Below are 23,646 nucleotides of genomic sequence, written 5' to 3'. Positions count from 1 at the left end.
CCTCTCTACGGTGTTATTTTTCCTGTCGCAACTTCATAAATCATGATAATCGCTATTAAAACCATTATCGCCATAGATATGACTTCAGCTTTACTGACTTTTTCTCCTCTCTCTCTTTTAGCAATATAGTAAGGAATTATACCTATTGCATACATAATGAATGCGAGACCTAAGTAGGATATGCCTACAGCATAAATCACGTACAAAGAATATACAGTGGCTATCAAAGAAATTACCGTATCAACGACTAAAGATTTGTCTTCATTGCATACTTTTAAAGAAAACAGTGCTGAAAAAAGATATGGTACAAGTATCAATGTAGTTGCCATATAATACAATGTATAGTATGCAGATTGTAATTTATCAGATAGCAATGATACCAAAAATATTTGTGTTAACACATTAGTCAAAATAAGTGAATTGATTGGCACTCCATTTTTATTTTCTCTGGAAAACCACTTTGGCATAACCCCATCCTTTGCCGCTACGTAAGGGATTTCTGCAGCTAACAATATCCAGCTTAAAGTCGCGCCTAAAAGTGATACTATAAGGCCAAGCTTTACGATAACTCCACCAGCGCCTCCTAATATAGTGGCTTCAAGCACATTTGCCAATGGAGTGCTGGCTTTTGCTAAAACCTTTGCAGGCACAACGCCCATTGCAATTGTGGATATAAGCATGTAAATCAAAAGTGTAATCAAGATGCTTAAAACTGTTGCTTTACCTACTATTTTTTGAGATTCAGCTCTTTCAGACAATACTGTTGCAGCTTCGACGCCTATGAAGCACCACAATATGGTTCCCATGGCACCTTTTATCTGTCCTATTAAGCTACTTGCACTGCCATCGGATGCAAGTGTCGTGGTCCAGTTGTGTACATTAAAAATTGGAACCTTGAAAACTATCAATCCAAATACGATAACTAAAATCAACGGAAGCAGCTTTGCAACTGTTACAATCGCATTTACAACACCAGCATCTTTAATTCCTCTTGTAATGATATAATGTATTATCCAAAGCAAAATCGAAGCGACTATGAAAGTAACTACTGGTTTTAACTCATGCCCTTTTCCAAGCAAGCTATTAAATGTTTTAAAAAGCAAAACCAAAAATGCCACGTTGCCAAGCCAAGCACTTAACCAGTAACCCCATGCAGAATTAAATCCTACAAATTCTCCAAAGCCTGCTCTTGCATAAGAATAAATACCACCTGTCAAACTTGGTCTTTTATTTGCCAGCATCTGAAACACCAGCGCCAACGAAACTACACCAATGCCGCCAATCAGCCACGCAATAAGTGCTGACTGCGGATTTGATACACCAATAAGATCAGTAGGGCTATTGAATATACCTCCACCAATCATCGAACCCACGCCCAATGCTATTAAAAGCATCAGCCCCAACTTTTTTTGCTTCCCAACACTACCTTCCATACATTTCCCTCCTATACATTTATTTTTACAATGGGATAGGTATGTAACCTAGCCCATTGTAAGATGCATCATAGAGTAGCAACCATCACTGCTTTAATTGTGTGCATTCTATTCTCGGCTTCATCAAAAACAACTGAATGTTTGCTTCTGAAAACTTCATCAGTAACTTCTCTAATATCCAGATTCATTTTCTCTTTTGCATTCTTAGCCATTGTCGTCTCAAAATCATGGAAAGATGGTAAGCAATGCATGAATATGACTTCTGGATTTTGTGTAGCTTTTAACATATCCATATCAACTCTAAAAGGTGTAAGAAGTTTTACTCTGTCAGCCAGTTTATCTTCTTCGCCCATTGAAGCCCATATATCTGTATATACGACATCAGCACCTTTAATTTTTTCAATATCATCCGTAACTTCAAGTATAGCGCCAGTTTCCTCTGCAATTTTATTTACCTCATCAAGAACAGAACTCTCTGGCCACAGCTCTTTAGGTCCGTATGCCACAAAATGCATTCCCATTTTTGCACAACCATAAAGCCATGCATAAGACATGTTATTTCTTGTATCACCTACAAAAACTATTTTCACTTTGTTAAGTGGTTTTGCTACATGCTCTTCAATTGTAAGCATATCTGCCAGTATTTGTGTAGGATGATCTACATCTGTAAGCCCATTAAACACAGGAACCCCAGAATATTTCGCAAGATCTTCAACGACCTTTTGCGCAAAGCCTCTATACTCGATTCCATCATAGAATCTGCCAAGAACCTTTGCAGTATCTTCCAGCGATTCTTTCTTACCCATCTGAGAGCTGTTCATATCCAAATATGTCACATGTGCTCCTTCATCTAATGCAGCCACTTCAAATGCACATCTTGTCCTTGTAGATGTCTTTTCAAACAAGAGAACTATATTTTTCCCATCAAGAAGTTTATCTTTTAGTCCCTTTCTCTTTTTTGCTTTCAGATCGTGTGAGAGATCCAGCAAATACCTTATTTCTTCTGTTGTAAAATCTTTAAGTGTTAAAAAGCTTCTTCCTTTTAAGTTTATTGGCATAATAATTCCTCCTCAAATCTTTTAGTTTTTATCTTAAATTTTCTCTAACAAGAGGCATACTCATGCATCTTGGGCCGCCTCTACCCCTTGAAAGCTCTGCACTTGGTATTCTGAGAACCTTTATACCTCTTTTCTCCAACAATTCGTTAGACACATAATTTCTTTCGTATGTTACGACGACACCAGGCGCTATTGCCAGCGTATTAGATCCATCATTCCATTGCTCTCTACCCGAGATTATTGGATCACCGCCACCGCATTTTATAAGCTCGACATAATCCAATCCTAATGCGTTGCTTAAAATGTTTTCAAGTGAATTAGTATCATTCCTGTATTTAAGTGCGCCGTCACTTCCGCTTGAAATTTCATAGACATTGAGATTTCCCTGTATGCCTGAATGTATTGTAAATTTGTCGTAATCAACCATTGTAAATACGGTATCCAAATGCATGAAAGAACGGGCTTTTGGAATTTCAAATACTAATATTTTTTTGAAGCTTGTTTTGCCATTTAATAAATTTTTAGCTAATATCTCAATTGCTTCCGACGATGTCCTTTCGCTACATCCTATTGCCATCACTTCATCTGATAATATAAGCTCATCCCCACCTTCGATGGAAAAAGGCATTGTCCTGTCATACCAAAGAGGAATATTCGCATCCTTAAAGAGATCATGATATTTATGAATGTACTTTATAAAAAGTGTTTCTCTCCTTCTGGCTTCAGTTTTCATTCTGCTTATAGAAAGGCCATTTCCAATTGAAGCGCCGATATCTCTGGTAAAGTATAGATTTGGCATCGGATCAAGATAAAATGGGTAATCATCTTTAATTATGCCTGTAAGAGAATTGACCTTTTTAAGCCTTACGTCATCTTTTCGTATTCCAGCAATTATCGTGTCAATCATTTCTTCTGTGTCCATGCTAAGAAGGTATTCTTTCAATGCATCCTTTAAAACAGGTAAAATTATGCCACTTTCATTCAAAAATTCTTCAATGAACTCGTTTTTGATATCATCGTCGTTTAAGACGTCTGCTATCAAATTTTCAACGTACACTACCTCTACTCCATTTTCTCGCAATACATCTGAAAATTTATCGTGTTCTTGTTGGGCAACTTTGAGATATGGTATATCATCAAACAAAAGCCTTCCCAAATAGTCTGGAACTAAATTTTCAATTTCTTTTCCAGGTCTGTGTAGTAAAACTTTTTTTAATACGCCTATTTCTGAATAGACGTTTATGCTCAAAGAATCGATACTGACACAGGATTCCATATTGCTACCTCCATTTCTAAATTTATTTATCATCATCTGTTCACCGCAATTATACATCTAAAACGCTCATCCAATAAAACAGCAATAATCTTAAAATATTTTAATTTTATATGATATGGTTTTCTCTGAGAGAAATAACGGTTTACCTCTTAAATATGCGTATATTCTCTGAAATTTATGTATTTATCCGATTTTTATAAAAAAATATGAATTTTTACTTGCATACTGATTGATTTTTATTCATAAATGTCTTTTAATGTCGCTACTTGTTACAAAATATACAAACCTATACAAACTTTTATACATTCACTGCATAAAATATTAATTCGAATTTTTTACAAAAAAATAACCAGGTTTTAAGCCCGGTTATTCTTATTCAGAAAAATTTGATTTTTAATGATCTTATCTTGTATTTAAAGTGCTGTGATATCTGCTGTACGCGAAATAAATGATTAGGCCTACTATCATCCATATTACAAATCTAGCAAGTGTCACCATTGGAAGATTGATGATAAGGTACAAGCTAAATATCATCGTAAGTGGCGCTACAATCCACACGAAAGGCACTTTAAACTTCCTTTCAGCATTTGGCATCTTTACTCTTAGCACCAATATACCAATTGATACAATGATAAAAGCGCTCAATGTGCCGATGTTTGTAAGCTCAATTATTTCATCTAATGGAAGAAATCCCGCAATAATAGCAGTCAAAACACATGTAATCAATGTATTTATGTGAGGAGTTTTGTACTTTGGATGAACCCTTGAAAAAACCTCTGGCAAAAGGCCATCACGTGCCATCACCATAAAAATCCTTATCTGACCATACAAAGTCACTAAAAGCGTCGAAACCATGCCTACAATAGCACCTGTAGCAACCAGTGCAGAACCCCAGTTAATCCCCACACTTAAAAGTGCACCAGGAAGCGCATTGTTTGGATCTATGTGTTTGAAAGGTACCATCCCAACCAATGTGATGGCAACCGCCATGTATATAACAAGAATCAATACTACAGCCACCATAAGTCCTAAAGGAACATCTTTTGTGGGATTTTTCGTTTCCTCCGCTGCAGTAGAAACAGCATCAAAGCCTACATATGCAAAAAATATGATAGCTGCTGCAGTCATTATCCCTTTAAATCCATACGGTGCAAATGGAGTAAAATTGGCCATCTTAATGTGGCTAAATCCTAAAAATACAAACAATCCTATGACAGCAATCTTCAAAAGAACTATCAAATTATTTACAGTGGCACTTTCCCTTACGCCAACGTACAAAATCCATGTTACAAACGCAGTAATCAAAATTGCAGGCAAATCCATGATGCCACCAGAAATCGGAGGTGTAGTTATGACTTTAGGCAATGTTATGCCAAGGGTTTTTAAAAATCCGATAAACGTGCCGGACCATCCTGATGCCACAGCGCTTGCAGATATAAGATATTCCAAGAGTAAATCCCATCCTATTATCCAAGCAACTATTTCACCAAAAGCAACATAAGAATAAGTATATGTGCTGCCAGCTACCGGAAACATCGTAACCAACTCAGCAAATATGAAAGCAGCCAAAACAGCCGTCACGCCACCAATTATATACGAGATAATCACTGCTGGACCCGCTTTTAAAGCACCTTCGCCAGTTGACACAAACACTCCTGTTCCAACGACAGAACCAATGGCCAATGCAGCCAAATCAATAGCAGTGAGTTTTTTGTTTAAATTCGTCTTCTCAGCAGTCTCAAGCAATTGATCTGCCGACTTCTTTCTGAATACATTCATCTAATATTGCCTCCTATGTTGTTTTTAACATCAACTTAATTTTTTAATATTTTCCCCCATTTGCGTATCGACTATTTTTTTTAATCTATCGATTACTTCTTTTACATTATCATCTTTATCGACAAGCACAAAAATAGTATTATTTCCTGCAATAGTGCCTACGATTTCACTCCAGTTTAATTCATCAATTGCTTCAGCGGCACTTGATGCTGCACCAGACAACGTTTTAATTGCAATTATATTGCCTGAATAATCTACATCTACAATTACTTTAGATAAAAGCGATAAAAATTTATCCAATGTTATATTCTCATTTACATCCCTGGTGGAGTATTTGTATCTTTTCCCATCGCTGCTTAATATCTTTACTAACTTCAGTTCCTTTATATCTCTCGATATGGTGGCTTGAGTCACAATGAATCCTTCTTTTTGCAATTCATTGACTAATTCCTCTTGATTCTCAATATCTTTCTCTTTGATGATTTTTAATATCTTGTTGTGGCGATCCAGCTTTGTCATATAACTCACCTCAAATCTCTACAAAATTATTGATTATTTTTAAACATTTTTTACACAATAATTTTATCGCGTTTGCTATTAAATGTCTACAATTTTAGTTGAGCACTAAAAATTTTTTAAGTCATTATAGACGTTAAAAGGCCAGAGAAGAAATTTATCTTCCCCGGCCTTTCTGGGCTTTAATGAGGAGACTTAGAAGTTATTGTTCTGTACCATGCTTTCCTCGGCTTTCTTGATAGCAAGTTTTACAAGATTGCCGCAGTCACGAGATGATACACTTCCCCAACCTTCAGTCTTTACAATGTCGTAAACGCCTAACTCTTTTGCCAATTCCTCTTTCAGGTTATCTGACATGAGGCTATTGCGACGTCTACTCATTTTCAATTCCTCCTTTTGGGCCCATTTATATTTTTCCTGTTAAGCTCTTTTTTATTCTAAAAGAAATTACATCGTCAGATTGCCTTGATTTGTCTTTATGACTTTTAAAATCTTTTCTTCAACGCCATTTTCCGCGTTGATGTATACATAAAATGTATCGCCGCTGTATGTTCCTTTAAATTCATAAGCCAAAACTTCTTTCCCTCCGTCCAATGGTATTATGCACAATCGGCTGCTTTCAATTTTCAAATTCTTGCTGACCTTGCTTTGCGCTTCAGATTCCGTAAGCTTCGGCTTTTCTATTTTCCTATCAACGTGTGACATATAGTATGATGTGGCATCAAATCCTACTATGTCGCCATTGTCCAATGCAATTTTTACTTTGACAATGTCAGGATAGATTCTTACGTTATCCTGAACAGGAGTAAAATTAAATTGGACCGTTCCATTGGCCTTTATAGAATAAGTATTTTCCATATTGCTGAAACCATGTGATTTTAAAAACTTCATAGCATAATTTAACGCTTGTGTCTCTGATATGTTCACTTTAGAAACTGCCCTTTGATCCATAAGCCATATTACATGCCCGCCCTTCTTGCTTACATTCACATATATAGAAGGAGCGTTTTGAGGTGGCTTTAATTCTACTCCATACGCATCTATCTTTCCATTGTTAGGACTGTATTTAATCGCAGACGATACTGGCTTTCCTAAAAACCTTTTTGCTATTGACACTGCGTTATCGTACGAAACGTTGCTGCCAGTCAATCCTTTTGGTGTCAACTTTGCCTGGCTTTCAGAAAAAGGTCCATCGTATATTAGTGTTGGATAGTTAGACATCTGTTGATTTACAGTATTCATATTCACATTCAGTATTTTGCTGTCTATCTGGCTCATCTTTTGAGTGCCTTTTTTATTTAAGTTGTCTAAATCATACCCTCCTTGTATTTTGCTTCTTAAATCTTGCAAACTTTTGCCAAGGTAAACTGCGTAGTTGTGTAGCTCTGATATTGTCTTTAAATCTTTGTCCGTCAATTTTTTGCCGTCAGCGACGTTTTTTGAAAGGCTGTAAGAATAATCGCCGATTTGAGACAAAAACTTTGAAGTGTTGTCTAATTCAGGCTGGCTTATTGGAAGCTGGCTTAAGTTTTCCTGCGCTTCAAAAGCCTGCCTCCATACATCGCTTAGAATTGGTATTGTCGTATTTTCCTGAGATGAAACCATCAACTTGCCTGTTGATGTCTCTATATTTTCTATGCTGTTTACAAGCTGATAAAAAGACCTATCGTACTGTGCCTGTAAATATCTATGGTATGTTACTTTCTGCATGTACTGATTGTATCCCCATGCACCTACTACTAAAAGCAAAAGAAGCATCACGACTGTTGATATTCTCTTCATTTACATCACCTACCTTGCAAATATATGGTTGCCAATCTGGGTTATTATTGGCCTGTTAAAAATCCAGTAATTTTGTACTCTCGATGCATTGTAGTAGTACAGTGCTCCACCTGTTGGATCCCATCCTGCTATTGCATCCTGAGCTGCTCTTATGCAGTCTTGAGTTGGAGGAAGCCACATTTGTCCATCATCAACCGCAGAAAATGCTCCAGGTTGGAAAATCACACCTGCAATTGTATGTGGAAACATCGGTGACCTTACTCTGTTCATCACAACCGCTCCAACAGCCACTTTGCCTATAAAAGGCTCCCCTCTCGCTTCACCGTTTATAAGCATTGCCAAAAGGTATACGTCATCGTTTGTAGTCGTTGATGTTGCTGGAGTGTATGTACTTGATATTGAAGTGTATTTGCTAATATTAAATCCCAAAGCTACCTTCGTCTGATCGTCCACAATTCCAGTCACATTAAGTCCATTATTAGCTTGAAATTTTCTCACAGCCAGCCATGTTCTGACTCCGAAAAATCCATCTACAGGCCCATCGTAATATCCCCAATCTTTTAACCTTGATTGAACTCTCGATACGTCTGAGCCAGAATTGCCCCAGTACAAATTTGCCATTGTCTTCATGGACATGTTTAACGTACTTAGCTCGACGCAAAAAGTCGTAAATAATATTAATATAAGCAAAACTACTTTGACTCTTGAAATGGAATAGTTTTTCATCTGTCTCCTCCTCTACAAATTAGTATTTGTAGATATTTTTTGTAGAGAATCAAACTTTATACACGTGTCCCAAAACTTTTATATGATCTATGTTTGGATCTTCAGTGCCCTGAAGCTGACAATGCTGCCTTTTAAGCAGCTTTACCCTTTCAATTATGTCTTTTGTTATCCTTTCACCTGGGCAAATCATTGGTATTCCCGGCGGATATGCCATGATCATCTCCGCACATATTTCACCTTCTGCATCATCCAAAAGAATTGACCTGCTTTTGCTGTAATACGCATCTCTCGGAGCAACGATGACTTCTGGCCTTATTATGTTTCCTGTTGTTATTTCACCGCTGTTTTTATTCATCTTGGCAAATTCCTTTAAACTGTGTATTAGATGCTCTACATCATCCTTTTCATCGCCAAGGCTTATTATTGCCATTATATTGCTAAGATCCGCCATCTCCAACTGGATGTGGTATTTAAGCCTCAATTCTCTCATTATCTCGTATCCCGTCATGCCTGTCTTTGATACATTTATGACAAGTTTAGTTGGATCTAACATATATGGGCTCATTATATCCTTTTGAGTAATGGCTTTTAACCCATCTATCTTGTTGATTTCCTCACGAGCGTATTCCGAAAATTCTATGACTTTCATGAGCATTTTTTCACCTTTAGTAGCCAACTGTTTTCTCGCCACATCCAGTGATGCCATCAAAACGTACGAAGCAGACGTAGATTGCAAAAGGTTTAAAATGGACTTTATTGAAGACACTTCTACTCTATTGCCCTTAGACAAAAGAAGAGAGCTTTGTGTCATTGAGCCACCCGTTTTATGTATGCTAAGGGCACAAATGTCAGCGCCCAGTGTGATACCACCACGAGGCATGTCAGGATGAAAATAAAAATGGCTTCCATGCGCTTCATCGCACAAAACCGCCATATTATTCTCGTGTGCCAAATGGATTATCTTTTCTAATTCTGAAGTAATGCCGTAATACGTAGGATTCAATATGAGAACTGCTTTAGCGTCAGGGTTTGCTAAAATTGCCTCTTGTACCTTGTCGGCGCTAATTCCTAATGCTATATCCAAATCTTCATCTATTTCAGGATACAGGTAAACAGGTACTGCACCTGATAGAATGAGAGCCGAAAAAGCTGATTTGTGAGCATTTCTCGGCATGATTATCTTGTCACCCGGCTCTGTAACTGCCATTATCATGGCTTGTATTCCAGACGTAGTGCCATTGACCAAAAAGTAAGCATAATCTGCACCAAAAGCCTGTGCTGCAAGTTTATGTGCTTCTTCTATTACGCCTATTGGATTAGCAAGATTATCCAAATCCTCCATGCTGTTGACATCAATGCCCATCACTGCACTTCCAACGTATTGAGTAAATTCTCTATTTCCCTTCCCATGTTTATGCCCTGGAACATGAAAGGCATACACATTTTCCTCTACATAATTTTTTAGCGCCTCAAATAAAGGCGCATCATTCTGTGTGTACTTCGTCATCTAAGTTTTCCTCCTAATCTTTTAATGCCATTTTTATCTCGTTAAAATATCTTTCCAACACTTCCACGACTTTAAATTTTACCTGTGGTTTTTCTGTCTCTATCATGGACAATTCATCTTCTGACAAGAATCTGCTTAATTCTCTCTTTGTCTCATCGCTTGTAAGCCCATGTGTTATATCGATAAAACATAGTGGCGGAAACATCACACACCACCAATTTTTCCCCTGGCCTTTGCCTATGACGATCCTAAGTGCATTGTAATTTCCTGCAGGCAGTGTGATCGTTCCGTAGTATTTTGTAGGAAAATCAAAGCGGCCGTACATTACTTTGACACCATAATTTTTTCCATTGGCGTAAACAGTATCTTGCGCTATCTTTTGTATGTATGGTATGTTCTTCTTTATTATTTCTTCTGACTCCTTTAGATTTGTCACACCGATGAATCTGTCGTTCATGCTTTTGATTACAGCATCTCTCACTTTTAGCTTTAGGCTTTGGTCCTCTTTAGAATCGCTGTTAGCTATAACGTGAAATCTTATAAGCTTATTTGAGATATCTTTTTTCATGGCGTATGTATCATCGTTTTTACTTATCTCAAAGAAAAATACTGTAGAAATTATCAGAACAATTGCAATAAGACGCTTCATTATGTATAATCCCCCAATTATTTTTATTTGACAATTACAATTAAAATTGCCTTCGATTTCAATTATTGCCAAACAAGATGAGAATTATACAAAATTTATCTAAATAAGCCTATCCTCCTAATGTGGGCAGTCACAACCGGCTCCACCACAACATCCGGAAATTTCTCATTCCAAGTTGGCCCAACTTTGCTCCAAAGTGAAGGATTGTACTTCTCTATGTAATCTCCCACGCCTATCATATCGACTTTTAAATCCTTCTGAAATTTTTTAAGTGATTCATTTATCATTTTTTCAATGACGCCGTCGGCTTTTTTCTCCATTGTGCTTAATACATTTGTGTCAAACATCTCACCATGCTTTTGAAAACTGTATTCCGTCACTTCTCCTTCAACATCGTATTTTAATTTGTATATTATCTTTCCGTTTTTCTCAATAACCTGTCTTTTCATAACGGTATTTGTGATGTTAAATGGCACCTTTACTTCCTTACCGTCCGTTGTAGGCATGTCAAACGTAATGTCTCCACCTTTGACAAAGCCCATAAGCCACATGTACCCCATGTTTTCCCCATCTGACAGCCATCCTGCCAGTTTGTAATTTTTTATGATGGCAGAACCAGCAATTTTCAGTTCATCTTTTCCCGCTGATATGACTGGAATTATGGCGTTTCCATTTGTGTCATGCAACGATTTGGTTATTTTATTGTAATCTATATTAGGAAATATTGACGTCCTGTTGTACTGCTTGAATATATCATCAATATACGCACCAATATCTGGATCAAATTTATAATTTTTAAGCAGTATATCTTGTGCCTTGCCATTTGCCACCAGCAACCTTAACTTCCTGCTTAGTTCGTAGCTTCTATCTAAAGTATCCAATACTTCAAGAAATTTATCCCTATTGCTGACTACATCCTTGCCTAAAATCACAGCTTTCGTATGACCTAGAAAAAGCCTTTTATCAAGCCTTGTGCTCACATGACGGGATGCAGAAAAGACTGTATCCCCAATTTCTGATATGGAGAAATTAGGCTGCCCACCGCCACCACCGCCGCCACCTGCAGCGCTGGACACCTGTTTTACATTTGGAAACTGGAAAGTCACCACATAATTTTTGGCTTGATTCGACGTGTCAATCCCTATGGCCATCACAAATGCTCTGTCCTCAATCTCAACCTTGTCCCAGCATCCTGTCAAGATTAATGGTATAATGAGCACCAATATAAAAATAAATTTCTTCATTGCTTTTCACCTCCATGCCTTATTTTCACTATAGCCCACATTAACAAAGGAAGGATGATCACAAAAAACAGAGCTAAATATATGGCGTATGACGCGTATCTGTATACCTCTACAATTGATTCAGGTATAAGTGCCATAAAGTATATGATGGGTATAAGCGGTATAACAAGATATGAATGTTCTCTTGCCTTTATAAGCTTTGACAAGCTCAGTGTGGCGGCATAATGAAAAGCCGATATAGATGTAAATACCGCAAACGTCCAAATGCCCATTATAAGGCTTTCAAGATTTTCAATAAAAAAACCTGGAAAGTTTATAGATTTTATGACTGTAAGCAATGGCCACAATTGGACACTTGTTTCCTTGTACCCGAATATACCTATGGTGAAAAACGTTATGTAAAGATAAAAAAATATTATGGAAAAAAATGATACATTTATGCTTTTTTTAAGCTTGTTTCCCAATTGGATATATGGAAATATGACGTACAATATTTCAAATCCGATAAAACTGTAGGTAGTCTGCAAAATGCCTTTTGCAAGCCTTAAAGGTGAAATCCTAAGCACAGGCAAAAAATTGCTTAAATCTATGTCTGTAATGGCTGGCAAAAGGATGATCATGGCAGGTATAACCATTACAGGAAAAAGTATCTCCGACATCCTTGCAATAGGTTCTATCCCATATCGCACAATGTACGCCGACGTGAAAAGCAGGGTTATCATTATAACCTCTATAGGAGTGCTATTCAGTAGGTATGACTTTGCGACTTCACCGAATATCCTTAAATTTAAACTGCAAAAAATCAAAAAATACGCGATTAAGAATATTGTAAGCAAAATAGACACAGGCTTAGTCATAATTTTTTCGGAATACTCTACAAATGTCTCCGTTGGAAATTTTGATGCTACGAAACTTATAATCCTAGCAAATGTTAAAGCCACAAGTCCTCCTAGAAGTATCACAATAAGACCATTGGGTCCTGCTGCCTTGGCCACATCTGCAGGTAAGCTTAATACACCAGCTCCTAACATAGTGGTAAAAAGCAGTATAGAAAGCTGATTTTCTGAGATCTTGTCATTGTTTTTTATCATTATTATCCCTCCGGTCTACTTCTACGCTTTCGATCTTCTCCGGTCTTAAATCCTTCATCCGTTTCTTATCCTGTGTGTCAAGTGTAGGAGGTCTCTTTTTAAAGGCCATCAGCGGCGCTCTTATAATTGTATCTGCCAAATCGCTTAAATTTATCTCTACAAATGGAGATAAATAAGGAAGTCCAAAGCTTTTAAGTACGACCAAATGTGTCAGCATAAGTATAAATCCCAGCATTATGCCGTATAACCCCAATACAGCCGCTAGAATCATAAAAGCAAATCTTAAAAGCCTAAAGGCAATGGCAGCACTGTAACTGGGTATAGAAAAAGACGAAACAGCAGTAACTGCTACCACTATCACCATCAACGGACTTACGATTCCTGCCATTACAGCAGCCTGACCGATGATCAAGCCGCCTACTATGCCTATCGTCTGGCCTATTGGTACAGGAAGCCTTATGCCTGCTTCTCTCAAAAGCTCAAAAGTCGCTTCCATTATTAATGCTTCCATAAAGGCAGGAAATGGAACTCCTTGCCTTGTTGAAGCTATATAAAGAGCCAATTTTGTAGGTATCATGCCAGGATGGTATGATGTAAATGCTATATATATAGATGGACCTACAAGAGCAATGATTGCCGCCGTAAACCTTAGTATCCTGAGAAGTGAAGAAATCATCCATCTCTCAAAATAATCTTCAGGCGATTGGAATAGTGTAGCCAACGTTGTAGGTATTATTAGTGCAAATGGCGAATTGTCTATGAGTATGGCAATCCTTCCCTCCAACACTGATGCAGCAACTTTATCAGGTCTTTCGGTGTTAAGCATTTGTGGAAATGGCGAATGCCAATCTTCCTCTATAAGCTGCTCAATGTAGCCGCTTTCTAAAACGCCGTCTATGTCTATCTGATTAAGCCTTTCTTTTATCAATGACAACAAATCTTTATTGACTATGTCATCTATGTACAGTAAAGCAATATCCGTCTTAGACCTTTTCCCTATCTGCATCTGCTTTATCTTAAACTTCGGATCCCTTATCCACCTTCTGACAAGAGCTGTATTTACCCTCAAAGTCTCAGTAAAACCTTCTCTTGCGCCCCTTACAACCATTTCTGTCTCAGGAGGTGCAACAGATCTCATCTGCCATCCTCTGCTGGATATAATGACAACTTTAGAGTGTCCATCTAAGAAAAGGGCCGTATCACCTGAAAGTATAGATGTTATACATTTGTCTAAATCGTCAATCTCCTTTATGTCACCACCAGTTATGGCCGCTTTTTTGATTACTTCATATATGTTCTTTTTAATCTCATCAATCGAAGGTCTTGCCTGCCTTGAATCAAGCATAAGGGAATGCATCACGTGCTCGTTTATGATGCCTTTGTCCACAAGTCCATCTACAAACACTAACTCTAATTTGTGCTGAAATTCCTCCCCAACCCAAAATTCTCTGTAAATTATATCATCAGAATCTTTTAACATATCCTTTATGTATTTTATATTTTCTTCAATGTCTTCTTTCACCTTTGGACTTTCTACATCTTTACCTTCCCTGTTATCATTGTTTTTATTTTTAAAAAGTTTATTAAAAAATCCCAAAAAAAGCACCCCTTTCTCATCAAATCGGTGAAAATTTAATGATTATGTACATGACAGCATCAACTAAAAGATACGCTATGCCTATATTTCTGCAAACTTTTGAGTCTTTATCAAGCCCTTTTTTCTTCAAATCTTTAGGCTCAAACACCGATTCATAAAAACCTGTTATGAAAAGTACGGTAAACAAATACGCGTTAAAAACTTGTTTCAAAAAAAGAAATACATTCATCATATCCACATCACCTTTTTTAAGTATTTCACAATAAAAAAAATATATGCAAAAAAAATAGGCCTCCGCCTATTCTCATGCATATATATTAAGCTATATACTTATTTGCCATTTCTACGTCTTCATCCTTATCTACATCATTGCCTATCTCTGGGTATTTAGATATTACAGCTTTTGCGTTAATATTGAAAAGCTCTGATACCTTTCTCTCAAGCTGACTTATGGTTACGCGCCCAAAAGCGAACAGTATCAAAATCCTAAAGCCCAGCAACTGTCCTAACTTCCACGGTTTTTTCCTAAACGCTATAAATTGTTTTGCCGCTTCAATGCAGGCATCGACAATTTGAGGATTTATATAAAATATATTTCCACCGGTGAAAGTGCCTTCTTTGATTTTAGCGTAAGTCCTCTTTGCGTCTGGAAATTTCCTCTCGTTGTCCTCTCTTTTAACTATCGGATAACACAAATCCGCGTTCAAGGCTTCAGACTGCTCTACAAAGTCTATTACTGCCTCTTTTGTAAGCATAGGTATATCGCATGTCAATATCAATACGCGCCTGTCATTTTTAAAAGGCTCGACTCCTTTGACAACATTTTCTATTATGGAATTTCCTTGATCTATTAATATATCTATGCCATCTATACATTGCAGTTTTTCCCTGTCGCCTACTACAGCAATCTTATCTACTTTCCCAGAGCCTCTTAACGCATCAATGACATACGATATCATATACCTATCCTTTATCTTAATAAGAGCCTTTTCTGGAAGCTTCTCATCGCCAGTGCTTCCAGCCAGTATTAAAGCATTCATGATTCATTCACTCTCCATTGCTAAAATGCTTCATATCTTTCACTAAATCATTTTGAAAATTCTGTATGTGCTTCTCCGCCCACTTTTGAGCATTGTCAGAACTACGCATCTCCAATGACTCCAATATCTTCTTGTGCTCTTGATACAGCTTCTTTGATTTTTTAAAATCGCTTATATACCTTACTCTAAACCTATGAACATGCTCTTGAAGGTTGTTCATTATCTGAACCAATTTTTCATTTCTTGAAGCATTAAATATCAGGTCATGAAACTCCTGATCGTATTTAATCAGCTTTTCTACGTCGTTTTCTTGTATCCCCTCATAAAATTTGTCCAATATTTCTTTTAGTTTTTTTAGTTCATCGTCTGTTATCCTTTCAGCAGCAAGTGATGCCGCAAGTCCTTCTAAAGACTGCCTGACTTCAAACGCATTAAGCAGATCCTTCGTACTAAGATCTGACACATATGCACCTTTTCTCGGTACCATGACGACAAGCCCGTCTAACTCCAGCTTTCTTATGGCTTCCCTTACGGGAGTCCTGCTAACTCCCAGTTTCTCCGCCAACTGCACCTCCATAAGCCTTTCTCCTGGCTTAAATTCGCCTGTTATAATAGCATTTTTCATGTAATCAAATACGATATCCCTAAGCGGTTTGTAATTTTCTAATGGCAAATAGTTATTCATAAAGTTCTATCCCCTTATCAATAGTATTAGAAATACATGCATAAAATCCATCAGCCACAAAAGAATCATAAGCAATATTTATTTTTACACTATCATCAAAAATTCCGAATACCGTTGGCCCACTGCCACTCATAAGAGTGCCTAATGCACCTTTTTTAACCATCATCTTTTTTATATCGTCTATAATAGGATATTTTTTGATGGTTACCCGCTCCAAGTCGTTCCCCAGACTCATACATATATTCATGATACTTCCTGAGTTTATAGCGTCAACCATATTTTTAGTATAATTATTTTCTATGAAAGCAAGATTGTCATATTCAGTATACACGTCCTTTGTCGCTACGGATATATGAGGTTTTACTAATAGCAATTTCAAGTTGGGCGTATGTAAGTCTTGAAACACGTCCCCTATACCAGAAGCCACTTTAGTACCACCATCTATGCAAAAAGGCACGTCGGCCCCTAAAGAAACGGCCAAATCTTTTAAGACAGACAACTTTACATTAAGGTTCCAAAGCTTGTTTAGAGCGACTAAAGTTGCCGCAGCATTTGAGCTGCCACCAGCAAGTCCTGCAGCAATTGGTATGCTTTTTTTAAGTCTAATGTGAACACCGTATCCGCCAAATTCTCTTTTTAATAAATCCGCTGCCTTTATGATCAAATTGGATCTATCTGTAGGTACATCTTTCCTATTGCATTCAAGAACTATGTCATCATACATCTCAAATTCTAATTTATCATATAAATCTATCGATTGCAAAACCATCTCAACAAAGTGGTATCCATCATCTCTTTTCCCTTTGACATCAAGTGCCAAATTTATTTTTGCGTACGATTTCGCTTTTAGTTTGTCCATAACCAGTTCACTTCCACAAAAAATTTACGCTATAATATATATTATACATTATACACGAAAATCCTTCTACATATGTTTAAATCGATCAGAGATTTTGCATTAAAATTCCAGTAAAAAAATTGTTTTTACAATAATTTTTATTTTTTACATCTAGTTGAATATATGGCAATAACAAATTCATTTGGATGCTAAAAATAGTTGCACCTCCCCCTTACCCCACAAATCTTAATAATGAATTTCCAGTTTTGTTTCAAATTATGTCTTCACAAACAGTGGATTACTCCATCCAGTTTCTATGATAAATATCTCATCTTTTATATCTTCAATAATATCTATCTGAAGCATATGCTTTTCCCTAAAATTTCTTATACATCTGAAAAAATATAATTGCATTAAATTAAATGCTATTATTATAAACATTAACACGGTTTCTACACCTTCAGGACTGTGCAGAAAACAGTGATTTAAATGCCATTCTGTTTTTAATTGATGAAAAGCATTGTTTTCAATTTCCCATCTTTTATGTATTATTTTCCATAGAGTTTCTACTGAAGTAACTTTAGAGGTAGTTATTATCCATGATTCTTTTATTTCTACTTTGCCTGAGCTATGTATCTCTTCTATAAATTTTATAAACCTTACTTCTATGTCGGAATTAGGCATTTGAAAATTGTCTTCGTCCCAGGCTTTAATTTTAATATAATTGTTACTTTTTTTCTTAACACTCCATTCTTTATCTGCTTTTCGACACTTGAATAAACCAAGAGCATCTTTAACTATATTTAATCTTTCGTCTTTAACTCTTACTACTGCATCCATCCCTATTGATAAAACTTCTTTAATCCAAGTAGATTTACAATATAATGCATCAGCTACTATGATGTCTGCAAAATGATGAAATTCTTTATGCAATTTCTTAATTAAACGCTTGCCTGCTGTAATTTCTCCTTCGTCTTTATCTGAAGCATCTCTTTTAGGTTCAAGCATTTCCTGACCTATGATAAGATGTGGATCAGAACCTACAGTTGCACATATTACTGACCTATGAAAGTAATGAGTAATCCCGTCCTTTTGGACTCGTGTAAGACAATTATCACAGCACTTATTAGTGCTTTCAAATAACTCTACACCATCTATTGCAACAACTTTTAGTCCATCTATAGTTCCTTTTCTAAAAACCTTATTTTTTGTACTTGTCTTGATTATACTATTATTAAGTTCATTTAAGCCATCTAAATCAAAATTACTTAAAACACGCCTAATAGTGTCAATACGAGGAATTTTAGTCTTTTTAGGTAATACTTTTTTAAATTTACCTTTTTTAAGCCAATGTTCCAACCTATTAAAACTCCTTATTTGAAGCATAAATCCAAATAATACTACAAAGGTAATTGTTGAAATTTTTACTGAAGATTTTGCTCTTTTATCTTTTAGGGTATTGATTTTTTCTCCAAGATGGTATATCTTAGAGAAGTAGATAAGCATTTGTTTAAAACAACTTTTGTTCATTTTATCAGCATCCTTTCTATTTGGTTTGTGACAAAACATATTATAGAAAGGATGCTTTTATTTTGCAATTTTTTTCTTTCAATTTCCAGTAAAAAACGGAAAATATCATATTTCTAGTTACACTTCGTTAAACTATATAAATCAGTTGATTTATGGTTCTAAAAATTATTAGATGCGAAATCTCTGTAAATCGATAAATAAATTTTCTCTATGAAATAAAATAAAGTTGGAATAAATCATGAATTCCAACTTTAGCTTAAACCTCATATTTTATTAGGTATTATAAGCTTTGAGCCAGCCAAAATCCTCTCGTCTTTTAATTCATTTACTTTAATTATTTCTTCTTTAGAAGTCCTGTACCTTTTAGCTATATCCCAAAGCTCATCGTCCTTTTGGACCATGTATATCGTGATGCTGTGCCTATTTTCTTCACTTCTTACATCTTCAACTTCCTTCGCATCTACAAGCACATCGTACTTGCTAATTTTAAAGGCATCTACAGTAGCGTCGACTACAAACTTAAGTTCTGCCTCTTTCATGGCCATAATGTCATAGGTAATATGCGTTACTTTTAAATCGACGAAAAGATCTCCGTCATCTATTGGCACATCCAAAAACGTCTTAAACTGTGTTTCGTCTTTATAAGACATGGTGTTGCCGTTATCACCTATATATATGATGTTATAATCGATCACACCTTCTAAGATGGCTTTTCCGTCCTTTAAAGCGTAGTCTGAAAGGACAGGATATGCAACAACATCAATTATTCTGCGGACATTGTTTCTAAATTCCACATTTTCTTTAAATATGGCTTGTGATTTAAAGCGCCCTTGCTGACTTATGGCTTCTATTCTCTCTATTACAGGCTCAACGTTTCTGTTGATGCCGTATATGTCTACCGGGATCTCAGTTTCATCTTTCTCTGTCACAATAGTATCAGTCTTTAAAACCAATTCTATGTCGATTATCCTGTTGTCTCCGCTTTCATCAGGCAAAATTTCTATGTTTTTCTCTATTATTCTTTCATAAGTATTGGCATTCATATAGCCTAATGCACCAGGCACGTCTATAAAATTCGCGTAGTTTAGGTCACATTCTTCATAGCCGTACTCATCCTTCGAATCGCCTTCGTACACTATATACACGTGGACACTGCCCTGTATTATGACGCGGTTATCTGTTATTTTAGGCTCATCAGGCTTTATGATCATGTCAGTTTTTAATATTTTGGAAACATTAGGTTCACCGTCAGAAATCTTGACTTGTTCTTTCAAAAAAGTCTCTGCGCTGTTTTGACCTACTATATTTGCCAATTTGATGGTCTTTTTCAGATACTCTATACCTTCATCACTTTGTATTCCCACTATGGCTTCTTTCTTTTCTTTTGCAAATGCTCTGCCAGATACGCTTACTATGGCTTTTACATTCATCTTGCGGCTATTTATAAGAGAAAAATCTACATGTTCTACTCTGCAGTTGACAATGGACTTACACTTTGAGTCAACACCGCTAATCTCTAAAAAATGCGTAAAATCCACGGACTTGTTGATTCGAAGGAGCTTTTTGTCCTTGTCAGCTACGTATAATATGTTTAGCTTAAGCTGCCCATCAACTTGAATCTTGCCGTCGTTTTCGACAACGTCGTTTATTACAGATTCTCCCAAAACCGCAATCACATTTATGGCATCAGGCATATCTTCCGGCACTATTACGTCGCTTTCTATAAGAGCCTGACTATCTTCCCCGCCTACAAACCTGTCATAACTTAAGGGATTTGTCAATGCACCTTGTAACATTTTTTTACCTCCTCGTATTAAATATATGATCAAATATAGAAGCTATATTTATCTAATATAATAATATAAAAGGAGGTATAAAAATATGCTAAAAACAAAAACCGATAACAATCGGTTTTTGCTACATGCATCGTATTTCTTTTTCACCTTTCATAAGTGTAAGCTCAACTGTATCTGTCAAAATGTCAGAATAACTATATGAGACCCTGCGGGTTGTTCCATGTCCATCTATGACAATAATAAAAATGCTGGGATATGTTTTTTCTAAAAATCCTTCACGGATTATTGTCTTCTTTCTGCCACCGTTAGTTTTTAGCCGGACTCTGGCGCCAACATGGTCATCCAGCTTCTTTTTAATCTCATGTAGGGCTAATCTATCGGCCAATTTTATCACTCCTTACAAAATTCTGAAAATATTATAACACATTTTTCATCCTTTGTCAAATAAAATATATTATTATACCAGTGAAAATGTAGTTTGTCAACAAATCAATTCATGCTTAAAAGCACAAATAAATGCGCTAAATAGAGAAATATCCGGCATAAGCCGGGAAAAATTAATAGCGAGTCAGTTGACTCGCTAAAATTTAGCCTTTGGAACGCCATATCTGAACTTTCCCATCGTCTGCAGTCCGCCAATCCCTGCTGAACCTGTGATGGTGTCTTCTATAAGCTCTTCGATTTTTACTATCTCATTTATATGAGCGTAAGCTACTTTTTCACACACCAAAACGGGATCAAGGCAATGTATCAACACTCTTTCAGGGGAGCTTGCGTAATTTGCTCCAGATGATATTAACGCTTCGTAATTAGACTGGCAAGCACCTGCAAAAATCACCAAATCGTCCAGAGATGGCTCATAGCTTCTGGCTTTTTTTACAGCTTCTACAAAATACTTTGAGTTTCTGTAATTGTTTAGATCTGAATAGTTTCTGGTGTTTTTTACGCCATCGTGTCCTGTCAGCACCAGTATATCCGGTTTGTATTTATTTAGTAGAGCCACCACCTTATCAGGCTGCTCTTTTTCATCTACTATTTCTCCATAAGCCACTATATTTGCTTTTTTGTATGCATCTAAGCAAATATTCAGATACCCTTCATCGCCGTCTATATGGAGAACCGTACCGGGTTTGCCGTACGGCTCACTTCGGTTTGATCGCATCACATTCGATTTCCTCAAATCTTTTGATTGAGCAATCTTTTTAATTATATAATTTGCCTTTCTCTGATATGGTTCATCGTATTCGTTAATCCTTGTCAATGAAGCCGGCATAAGATCATCTTCAGGTGCATCAGCAACAATTCGCATATTTAGTCCGTGCAAAAGGTAATGTCTTGTTCCTCTATTTTCTATGACATCTATGACTTTAAACAGCAAATCAAAACCGTGTGATTTCCTCACTACTATGTCATTGACTTTAAAAGGCATAAAGATCCCCCCACAACATTATAGTCATTTTCATATACTATAATATGCAGGGTTCTATATACTTGCTATATATTATTCTTCCATTTGTTTTCCTAAGAATGTGGCGGCTGTCTCAGCTATCTTGGCCTCAACATCGGTAAGGACGACGCCACTTTCTCTCGTAAAGATTATTACAGTTCCAATCGTATCACCCCGTGAAATAATCGGAACTATAACCTGTGATACAGGCATAAATTCCTGTCCTTCTGCTATTGCAATAGTGCCTTTGTCCTTTCCTTCGCCAAGTATGACAGTCCTTTTTTCCTCCATGTACTTTTCCAACTCTGGACTTATCGGTTTGTCAATCAATTCCTTCTTAGGCATACCTGCCACAGCAATGACGTTGTCGCCATCTGTTATGCAAACAGGTTGTTTTGTTGATTGATATATGCTGTCTGCGTATTCTTGTGCAAAATCTCCAAGTTCACTTATAGGAGAGTACTTCTTTAATATTATTTCACCTTCTCTGTCAGTAAAAATCTCTAAAGGATCACCTTCTCTAATCCTCAATGTCCTTCTTATTTCCTTTGGAATTACAACTCTTCCAAGGTCATCTATTCTTCTAACAATTCCAGTCGCTTTCAAATTATGTACCTCCATTTCCTGAAATTTTAAGTTCAAGATTAGTATTTATGCATTTCCATTATTTTATACATAAAAAAAGACACTTCTTTTAAGTGTCTTTTATATCGTTACTTTTATGTTTTGCGGAAATTTCTCGATTTTAGCTGCTTTCTTTAAAGCTTCTGATTTTTGATTAAATATGTCTTGCTTTTTGTTGCTTTCCAAGTAGGATATTATGCTGCTTTTTGCTTCATCAAAAGACTTTGTGTATTTTGCTTCTGATTTAATTATGTGGTATCCGTACTGTGTCTTGACAGGCTTTGATATCTCTCCAGGCTTTAGGGCAAATGCAGCATCTTCAAATTCTTGCACCATTGTGCCTCTTGTAAACTCTCCAAGTTCACCGCCATTGTCCTTTGTAGACGTATCTATCGAATATTGCTTTGCAAGATCCGCAAAGTTAGCACCCTTCATAAGCTTATCGTATATTTCATTGGCAGTCTTTTCGTCAGAAACTAATATGTGGCTGGCCTTAACCACCTCAAACTGACTTTTATTGTCGTTATAATATTTTAAAGCTTCACTGTCAGTGACTTTTACATTCTTCGTCCAGCTATCTACAAGCTTGTTTATAAGGACGTTGTCTTTCGCCATCTCTTTGGTGACTTTGCTGTTTGTAGCTTTTTCCGCATTGTATTCATCGGTTATTTCTTTGTCTGTCGCTGTAAACTTCTCTTTTTCAGCTTCTTTTAGAAGAAGCTTCTCAAGGATCAGATTATCTAAGACAGAATTCTCAACTACGTCAATAAACTTTTGCTCATTGTAGTTTTGATTCCAGATGTCTTTGGTGTACTGCGGATCGCTTTCTATCTGTGCTTTAACCTGATTAAACGAATCCTGATATTCTTTTAGCGTTATGTCTTGTCCATCTACTTTTGCAACGATGTTTTTATTTACGCCACAAGAAGTCAGTGTAGTAAGCGCAAGCGTCAATGCTAAAATTGCTCCTAATCTTTTAAGCTTCAATGCATTCATCCTTTCATTACTGTTTATATACTCATTATATA

At 36.5% G+C, this 23,646-nt stretch carries 23 protein-coding genes; all 23 read right to left on the bottom strand.

From position 1 onward, the window contains the following. Positions 1-5: 5 nt before the first annotated feature. On the bottom strand, positions 6-1,433 hold the full coding sequence (locus ACZ42G_RS01065; protein ID WP_464851048.1) for a basic amino acid/polyamine antiporter: 1,428 nt from the start codon (positions 1,431-1,433) through the stop codon (positions 6-8). A gap of 68 nt (positions 1,434-1,501) precedes the next feature. Beyond that, a complete protein-coding gene (gene argF, locus ACZ42G_RS01060; RefSeq protein ID WP_464851046.1) occupies positions 1,502-2,491 on the bottom strand; it encodes an ornithine carbamoyltransferase in 990 nt (329 codons plus the stop codon). A 28-nt stretch (positions 2,492-2,519) separates the two neighbouring features. Further along, positions 2,520-3,767, bottom strand: coding sequence for an arginine deiminase (gene arcA, locus ACZ42G_RS01055; protein ID WP_085112452.1), 1,248 nt, complete (start codon positions 3,765-3,767; stop codon positions 2,520-2,522). Between the two features lie 402 nt (positions 3,768-4,169). Beyond that, on the bottom strand, positions 4,170-5,546 hold the full coding sequence (locus ACZ42G_RS01050) for an amino acid permease (RefSeq protein ID WP_464851045.1): 1,377 nt from the start codon (positions 5,544-5,546) through the stop codon (positions 4,170-4,172). A 30-nt stretch (positions 5,547-5,576) separates the two neighbouring features. Beyond that, entirely contained in the window at positions 5,577-6,065 is a 489-nt protein-coding gene (locus tag ACZ42G_RS01045; protein WP_085112454.1) for an arginine repressor, read from the bottom strand. Positions 6,066-6,257: 192 nt separating this feature from the next. Then, on the bottom strand, positions 6,258-6,443 hold the full coding sequence (locus tag ACZ42G_RS01040; RefSeq protein ID WP_013786991.1) for a small, acid-soluble spore protein, alpha/beta type: 186 nt from the start codon (positions 6,441-6,443) through the stop codon (positions 6,258-6,260). A gap of 66 nt (positions 6,444-6,509) precedes the next feature. Further along, positions 6,510-7,844 carry a germination protein YpeB gene (ypeB, locus tag ACZ42G_RS01035; RefSeq protein WP_085112455.1) on the bottom strand — a complete coding sequence of 445 codons (1,335 nt, stop codon included), beginning with the start codon at positions 7,842-7,844 and terminating at the stop codon, positions 6,510-6,512. Between the two features lie 9 nt (positions 7,845-7,853). Beyond that, positions 7,854-8,570: a spore cortex-lytic enzyme gene (gene sleB / locus ACZ42G_RS01030; protein WP_085112456.1), complete on the bottom strand. Its 717-nt coding sequence runs from the start codon at positions 8,568-8,570 to the stop codon at positions 7,854-7,856. A 49-nt stretch (positions 8,571-8,619) separates the two neighbouring features. Further along, a complete protein-coding gene (locus tag ACZ42G_RS01025; protein WP_464851042.1) occupies positions 8,620-10,077 on the bottom strand; it encodes an aminotransferase class I/II-fold pyridoxal phosphate-dependent enzyme in 1,458 nt (485 codons plus the stop codon). Between the two features lie 13 nt (positions 10,078-10,090). Continuing rightward, the gene (spoIIR, locus tag ACZ42G_RS01020) at positions 10,091-10,726 is read right to left on the bottom strand and encodes a stage II sporulation protein R (protein WP_464851040.1); all 636 of its coding nucleotides are present in this window, start codon (positions 10,724-10,726) and stop codon (positions 10,091-10,093) included. A gap of 95 nt (positions 10,727-10,821) precedes the next feature. Then, positions 10,822-11,970: a Ger(x)C family spore germination protein gene (locus ACZ42G_RS01015; protein WP_085112459.1), complete on the bottom strand. Its 1,149-nt coding sequence runs from the start codon at positions 11,968-11,970 to the stop codon at positions 10,822-10,824. Then, the gene (locus ACZ42G_RS01010; protein ID WP_464851038.1) at positions 11,967-13,061 is read right to left on the bottom strand and encodes a GerAB/ArcD/ProY family transporter; all 1,095 of its coding nucleotides are present in this window, start codon (positions 13,059-13,061) and stop codon (positions 11,967-11,969) included. The genes ACZ42G_RS01015 and ACZ42G_RS01010 overlap by 4 nt, the downstream gene beginning before the upstream one ends. Continuing rightward, positions 13,045-14,658, bottom strand: coding sequence for a spore germination protein (locus ACZ42G_RS01005; RefSeq protein ID WP_284700608.1), 1,614 nt, complete (start codon positions 14,656-14,658; stop codon positions 13,045-13,047). The genes ACZ42G_RS01010 and ACZ42G_RS01005 overlap by 17 nt, the downstream gene beginning before the upstream one ends. Before the next feature lie 19 nt (positions 14,659-14,677). Then, positions 14,678-14,890 (bottom strand): CLC_0170 family protein, encoded by a 213-nt coding sequence (locus tag ACZ42G_RS01000; protein WP_274893785.1) that lies wholly within the window; start codon positions 14,888-14,890, stop codon positions 14,678-14,680. Between the two features lie 85 nt (positions 14,891-14,975). Continuing rightward, positions 14,976-15,698, bottom strand: a complete 723-nt coding sequence (locus tag ACZ42G_RS00995; protein ID WP_085112463.1) for a nucleotidyltransferase family protein — start codon at positions 15,696-15,698, stop codon at positions 14,976-14,978. Positions 15,699-15,705: 7 nt separating this feature from the next. Further along, the gene (locus tag ACZ42G_RS00990) at positions 15,706-16,383 is read right to left on the bottom strand and encodes a GntR family transcriptional regulator (RefSeq protein ID WP_013786981.1); all 678 of its coding nucleotides are present in this window, start codon (positions 16,381-16,383) and stop codon (positions 15,706-15,708) included. Further along, positions 16,376-17,242, bottom strand: coding sequence for a 4-(cytidine 5'-diphospho)-2-C-methyl-D-erythritol kinase (gene ispE, locus ACZ42G_RS00985; RefSeq protein ID WP_274893784.1), 867 nt, complete (start codon positions 17,240-17,242; stop codon positions 16,376-16,378). Before ispE ends, ACZ42G_RS00990 begins: the two co-directional genes overlap by 8 nt. 255 nt (positions 17,243-17,497) lie before the next feature. Continuing rightward, complete coding sequence (locus ACZ42G_RS00980; protein WP_464850405.1) at positions 17,498-18,751, bottom strand: transposase; 1,254 nt, start codon at positions 18,749-18,751, stop codon at positions 17,498-17,500. A gap of 263 nt (positions 18,752-19,014) precedes the next feature. Further along, positions 19,015-20,547 carry a DUF3794 and LysM peptidoglycan-binding domain-containing protein gene (locus tag ACZ42G_RS00975; RefSeq protein WP_464851036.1) on the bottom strand — a complete coding sequence of 511 codons (1,533 nt, stop codon included), beginning with the start codon at positions 20,545-20,547 and terminating at the stop codon, positions 19,015-19,017. 121 nt (positions 20,548-20,668) lie between these two features. Beyond that, positions 20,669-20,932, bottom strand: a complete 264-nt coding sequence (locus ACZ42G_RS00970) for a Veg family protein (protein WP_014757674.1) — start codon at positions 20,930-20,932, stop codon at positions 20,669-20,671. Between the two features lie 195 nt (positions 20,933-21,127). Next, positions 21,128-21,976, bottom strand: coding sequence for a sporulation peptidase YabG (gene yabG, locus ACZ42G_RS00965; protein ID WP_014757673.1), 849 nt, complete (start codon positions 21,974-21,976; stop codon positions 21,128-21,130). 72 nt (positions 21,977-22,048) lie between these two features. After that, positions 22,049-22,600 (bottom strand): stage V sporulation protein T, encoded by a 552-nt coding sequence (gene spoVT / locus ACZ42G_RS00960; protein ID WP_013786976.1) that lies wholly within the window; start codon positions 22,598-22,600, stop codon positions 22,049-22,051. A 99-nt stretch (positions 22,601-22,699) separates the two neighbouring features. Further along, positions 22,700-23,614 (bottom strand): peptidylprolyl isomerase, encoded by a 915-nt coding sequence (locus ACZ42G_RS00955; RefSeq protein WP_038069596.1) that lies wholly within the window; start codon positions 23,612-23,614, stop codon positions 22,700-22,702. Positions 23,615-23,646 lie beyond the last annotated feature (32 nt).

Source organism: Thermoanaerobacterium calidifontis, from assembly GCF_055381745.1.
This window is presented reverse-complemented; position numbering and strand designations above follow the sequence as displayed.

Bases quoted from the DNA above. Each gene is read 5' to 3' on its own strand.
- argF (WP_464851046.1), bottom strand. From the start codon at position 2,491: ATGCCAATAAACTTAAAAGGAAGAAGCTTTTTAACACTTAAAGATTTT.
- yabG (WP_014757673.1), bottom strand. From the start codon at position 21,976: ATGCCTTTTAAAGTCAATGACATAGTAGTGAGGAAATCACACGGTTTT.
- spoIIR (WP_464851040.1), bottom strand. From the start codon at position 10,726: ATGAAGCGTCTTATTGCAATTGTTCTGATAATTTCTACAGTATTTTTC.
- ypeB (WP_085112455.1), bottom strand. From the start codon at position 7,844: ATGAAGAGAATATCAACAGTCGTGATGCTTCTTTTGCTTTTAGTAGTA.
- ACZ42G_RS01010 (WP_464851038.1), bottom strand. From the start codon at position 13,061: ATGATAAAAAACAATGACAAGATCTCAGAAAATCAGCTTTCTATACTG.
- ACZ42G_RS01050 (WP_464851045.1), bottom strand. From the start codon at position 5,546: ATGAATGTATTCAGAAAGAAGTCGGCAGATCAATTGCTTGAGACTGCT.
- ACZ42G_RS01040 (WP_013786991.1), bottom strand. From the start codon at position 6,443: ATGAGTAGACGTCGCAATAGCCTCATGTCAGATAACCTGAAAGAGGAA.
- ACZ42G_RS01045 (WP_085112454.1), bottom strand. From the start codon at position 6,065: ATGACAAAGCTGGATCGCCACAACAAGATATTAAAAATCATCAAAGAG.
- sleB (WP_085112456.1), bottom strand. From the start codon at position 8,570: ATGAAAAACTATTCCATTTCAAGAGTCAAAGTAGTTTTGCTTATATTA.
- arcA (WP_085112452.1), bottom strand. From the start codon at position 3,767: ATGGAATCCTGTGTCAGTATCGATTCTTTGAGCATAAACGTCTATTCA.
- ACZ42G_RS01065 (WP_464851048.1), bottom strand. From the start codon at position 1,433: ATGGAAGGTAGTGTTGGGAAGCAAAAAAAGTTGGGGCTGATGCTTTTA.
- ACZ42G_RS01000 (WP_274893785.1), bottom strand. From the start codon at position 14,890: ATGATGAATGTATTTCTTTTTTTGAAACAAGTTTTTAACGCGTATTTG.
- ACZ42G_RS00955 (WP_038069596.1), bottom strand. From the start codon at position 23,614: ATGAATGCATTGAAGCTTAAAAGATTAGGAGCAATTTTAGCATTGACG.
- ACZ42G_RS00995 (WP_085112463.1), bottom strand. From the start codon at position 15,698: ATGAATGCTTTAATACTGGCTGGAAGCACTGGCGATGAGAAGCTTCCA.
- ispE (WP_274893784.1), bottom strand. From the start codon at position 17,242: ATGGACAAACTAAAAGCGAAATCGTACGCAAAAATAAATTTGGCACTT.
- ACZ42G_RS00975 (WP_464851036.1), bottom strand. From the start codon at position 20,547: ATGTTACAAGGTGCATTGACAAATCCCTTAAGTTATGACAGGTTTGTA.
- ACZ42G_RS01025 (WP_464851042.1), bottom strand. From the start codon at position 10,077: ATGACGAAGTACACACAGAATGATGCGCCTTTATTTGAGGCGCTAAAA.
- ACZ42G_RS01015 (WP_085112459.1), bottom strand. From the start codon at position 11,970: ATGAAGAAATTTATTTTTATATTGGTGCTCATTATACCATTAATCTTG.
- ACZ42G_RS00990 (WP_013786981.1), bottom strand. From the start codon at position 16,383: ATGAATAACTATTTGCCATTAGAAAATTACAAACCGCTTAGGGATATC.
- ACZ42G_RS00980 (WP_464850405.1), bottom strand. From the start codon at position 18,751: ATGAACAAAAGTTGTTTTAAACAAATGCTTATCTACTTCTCTAAGATA.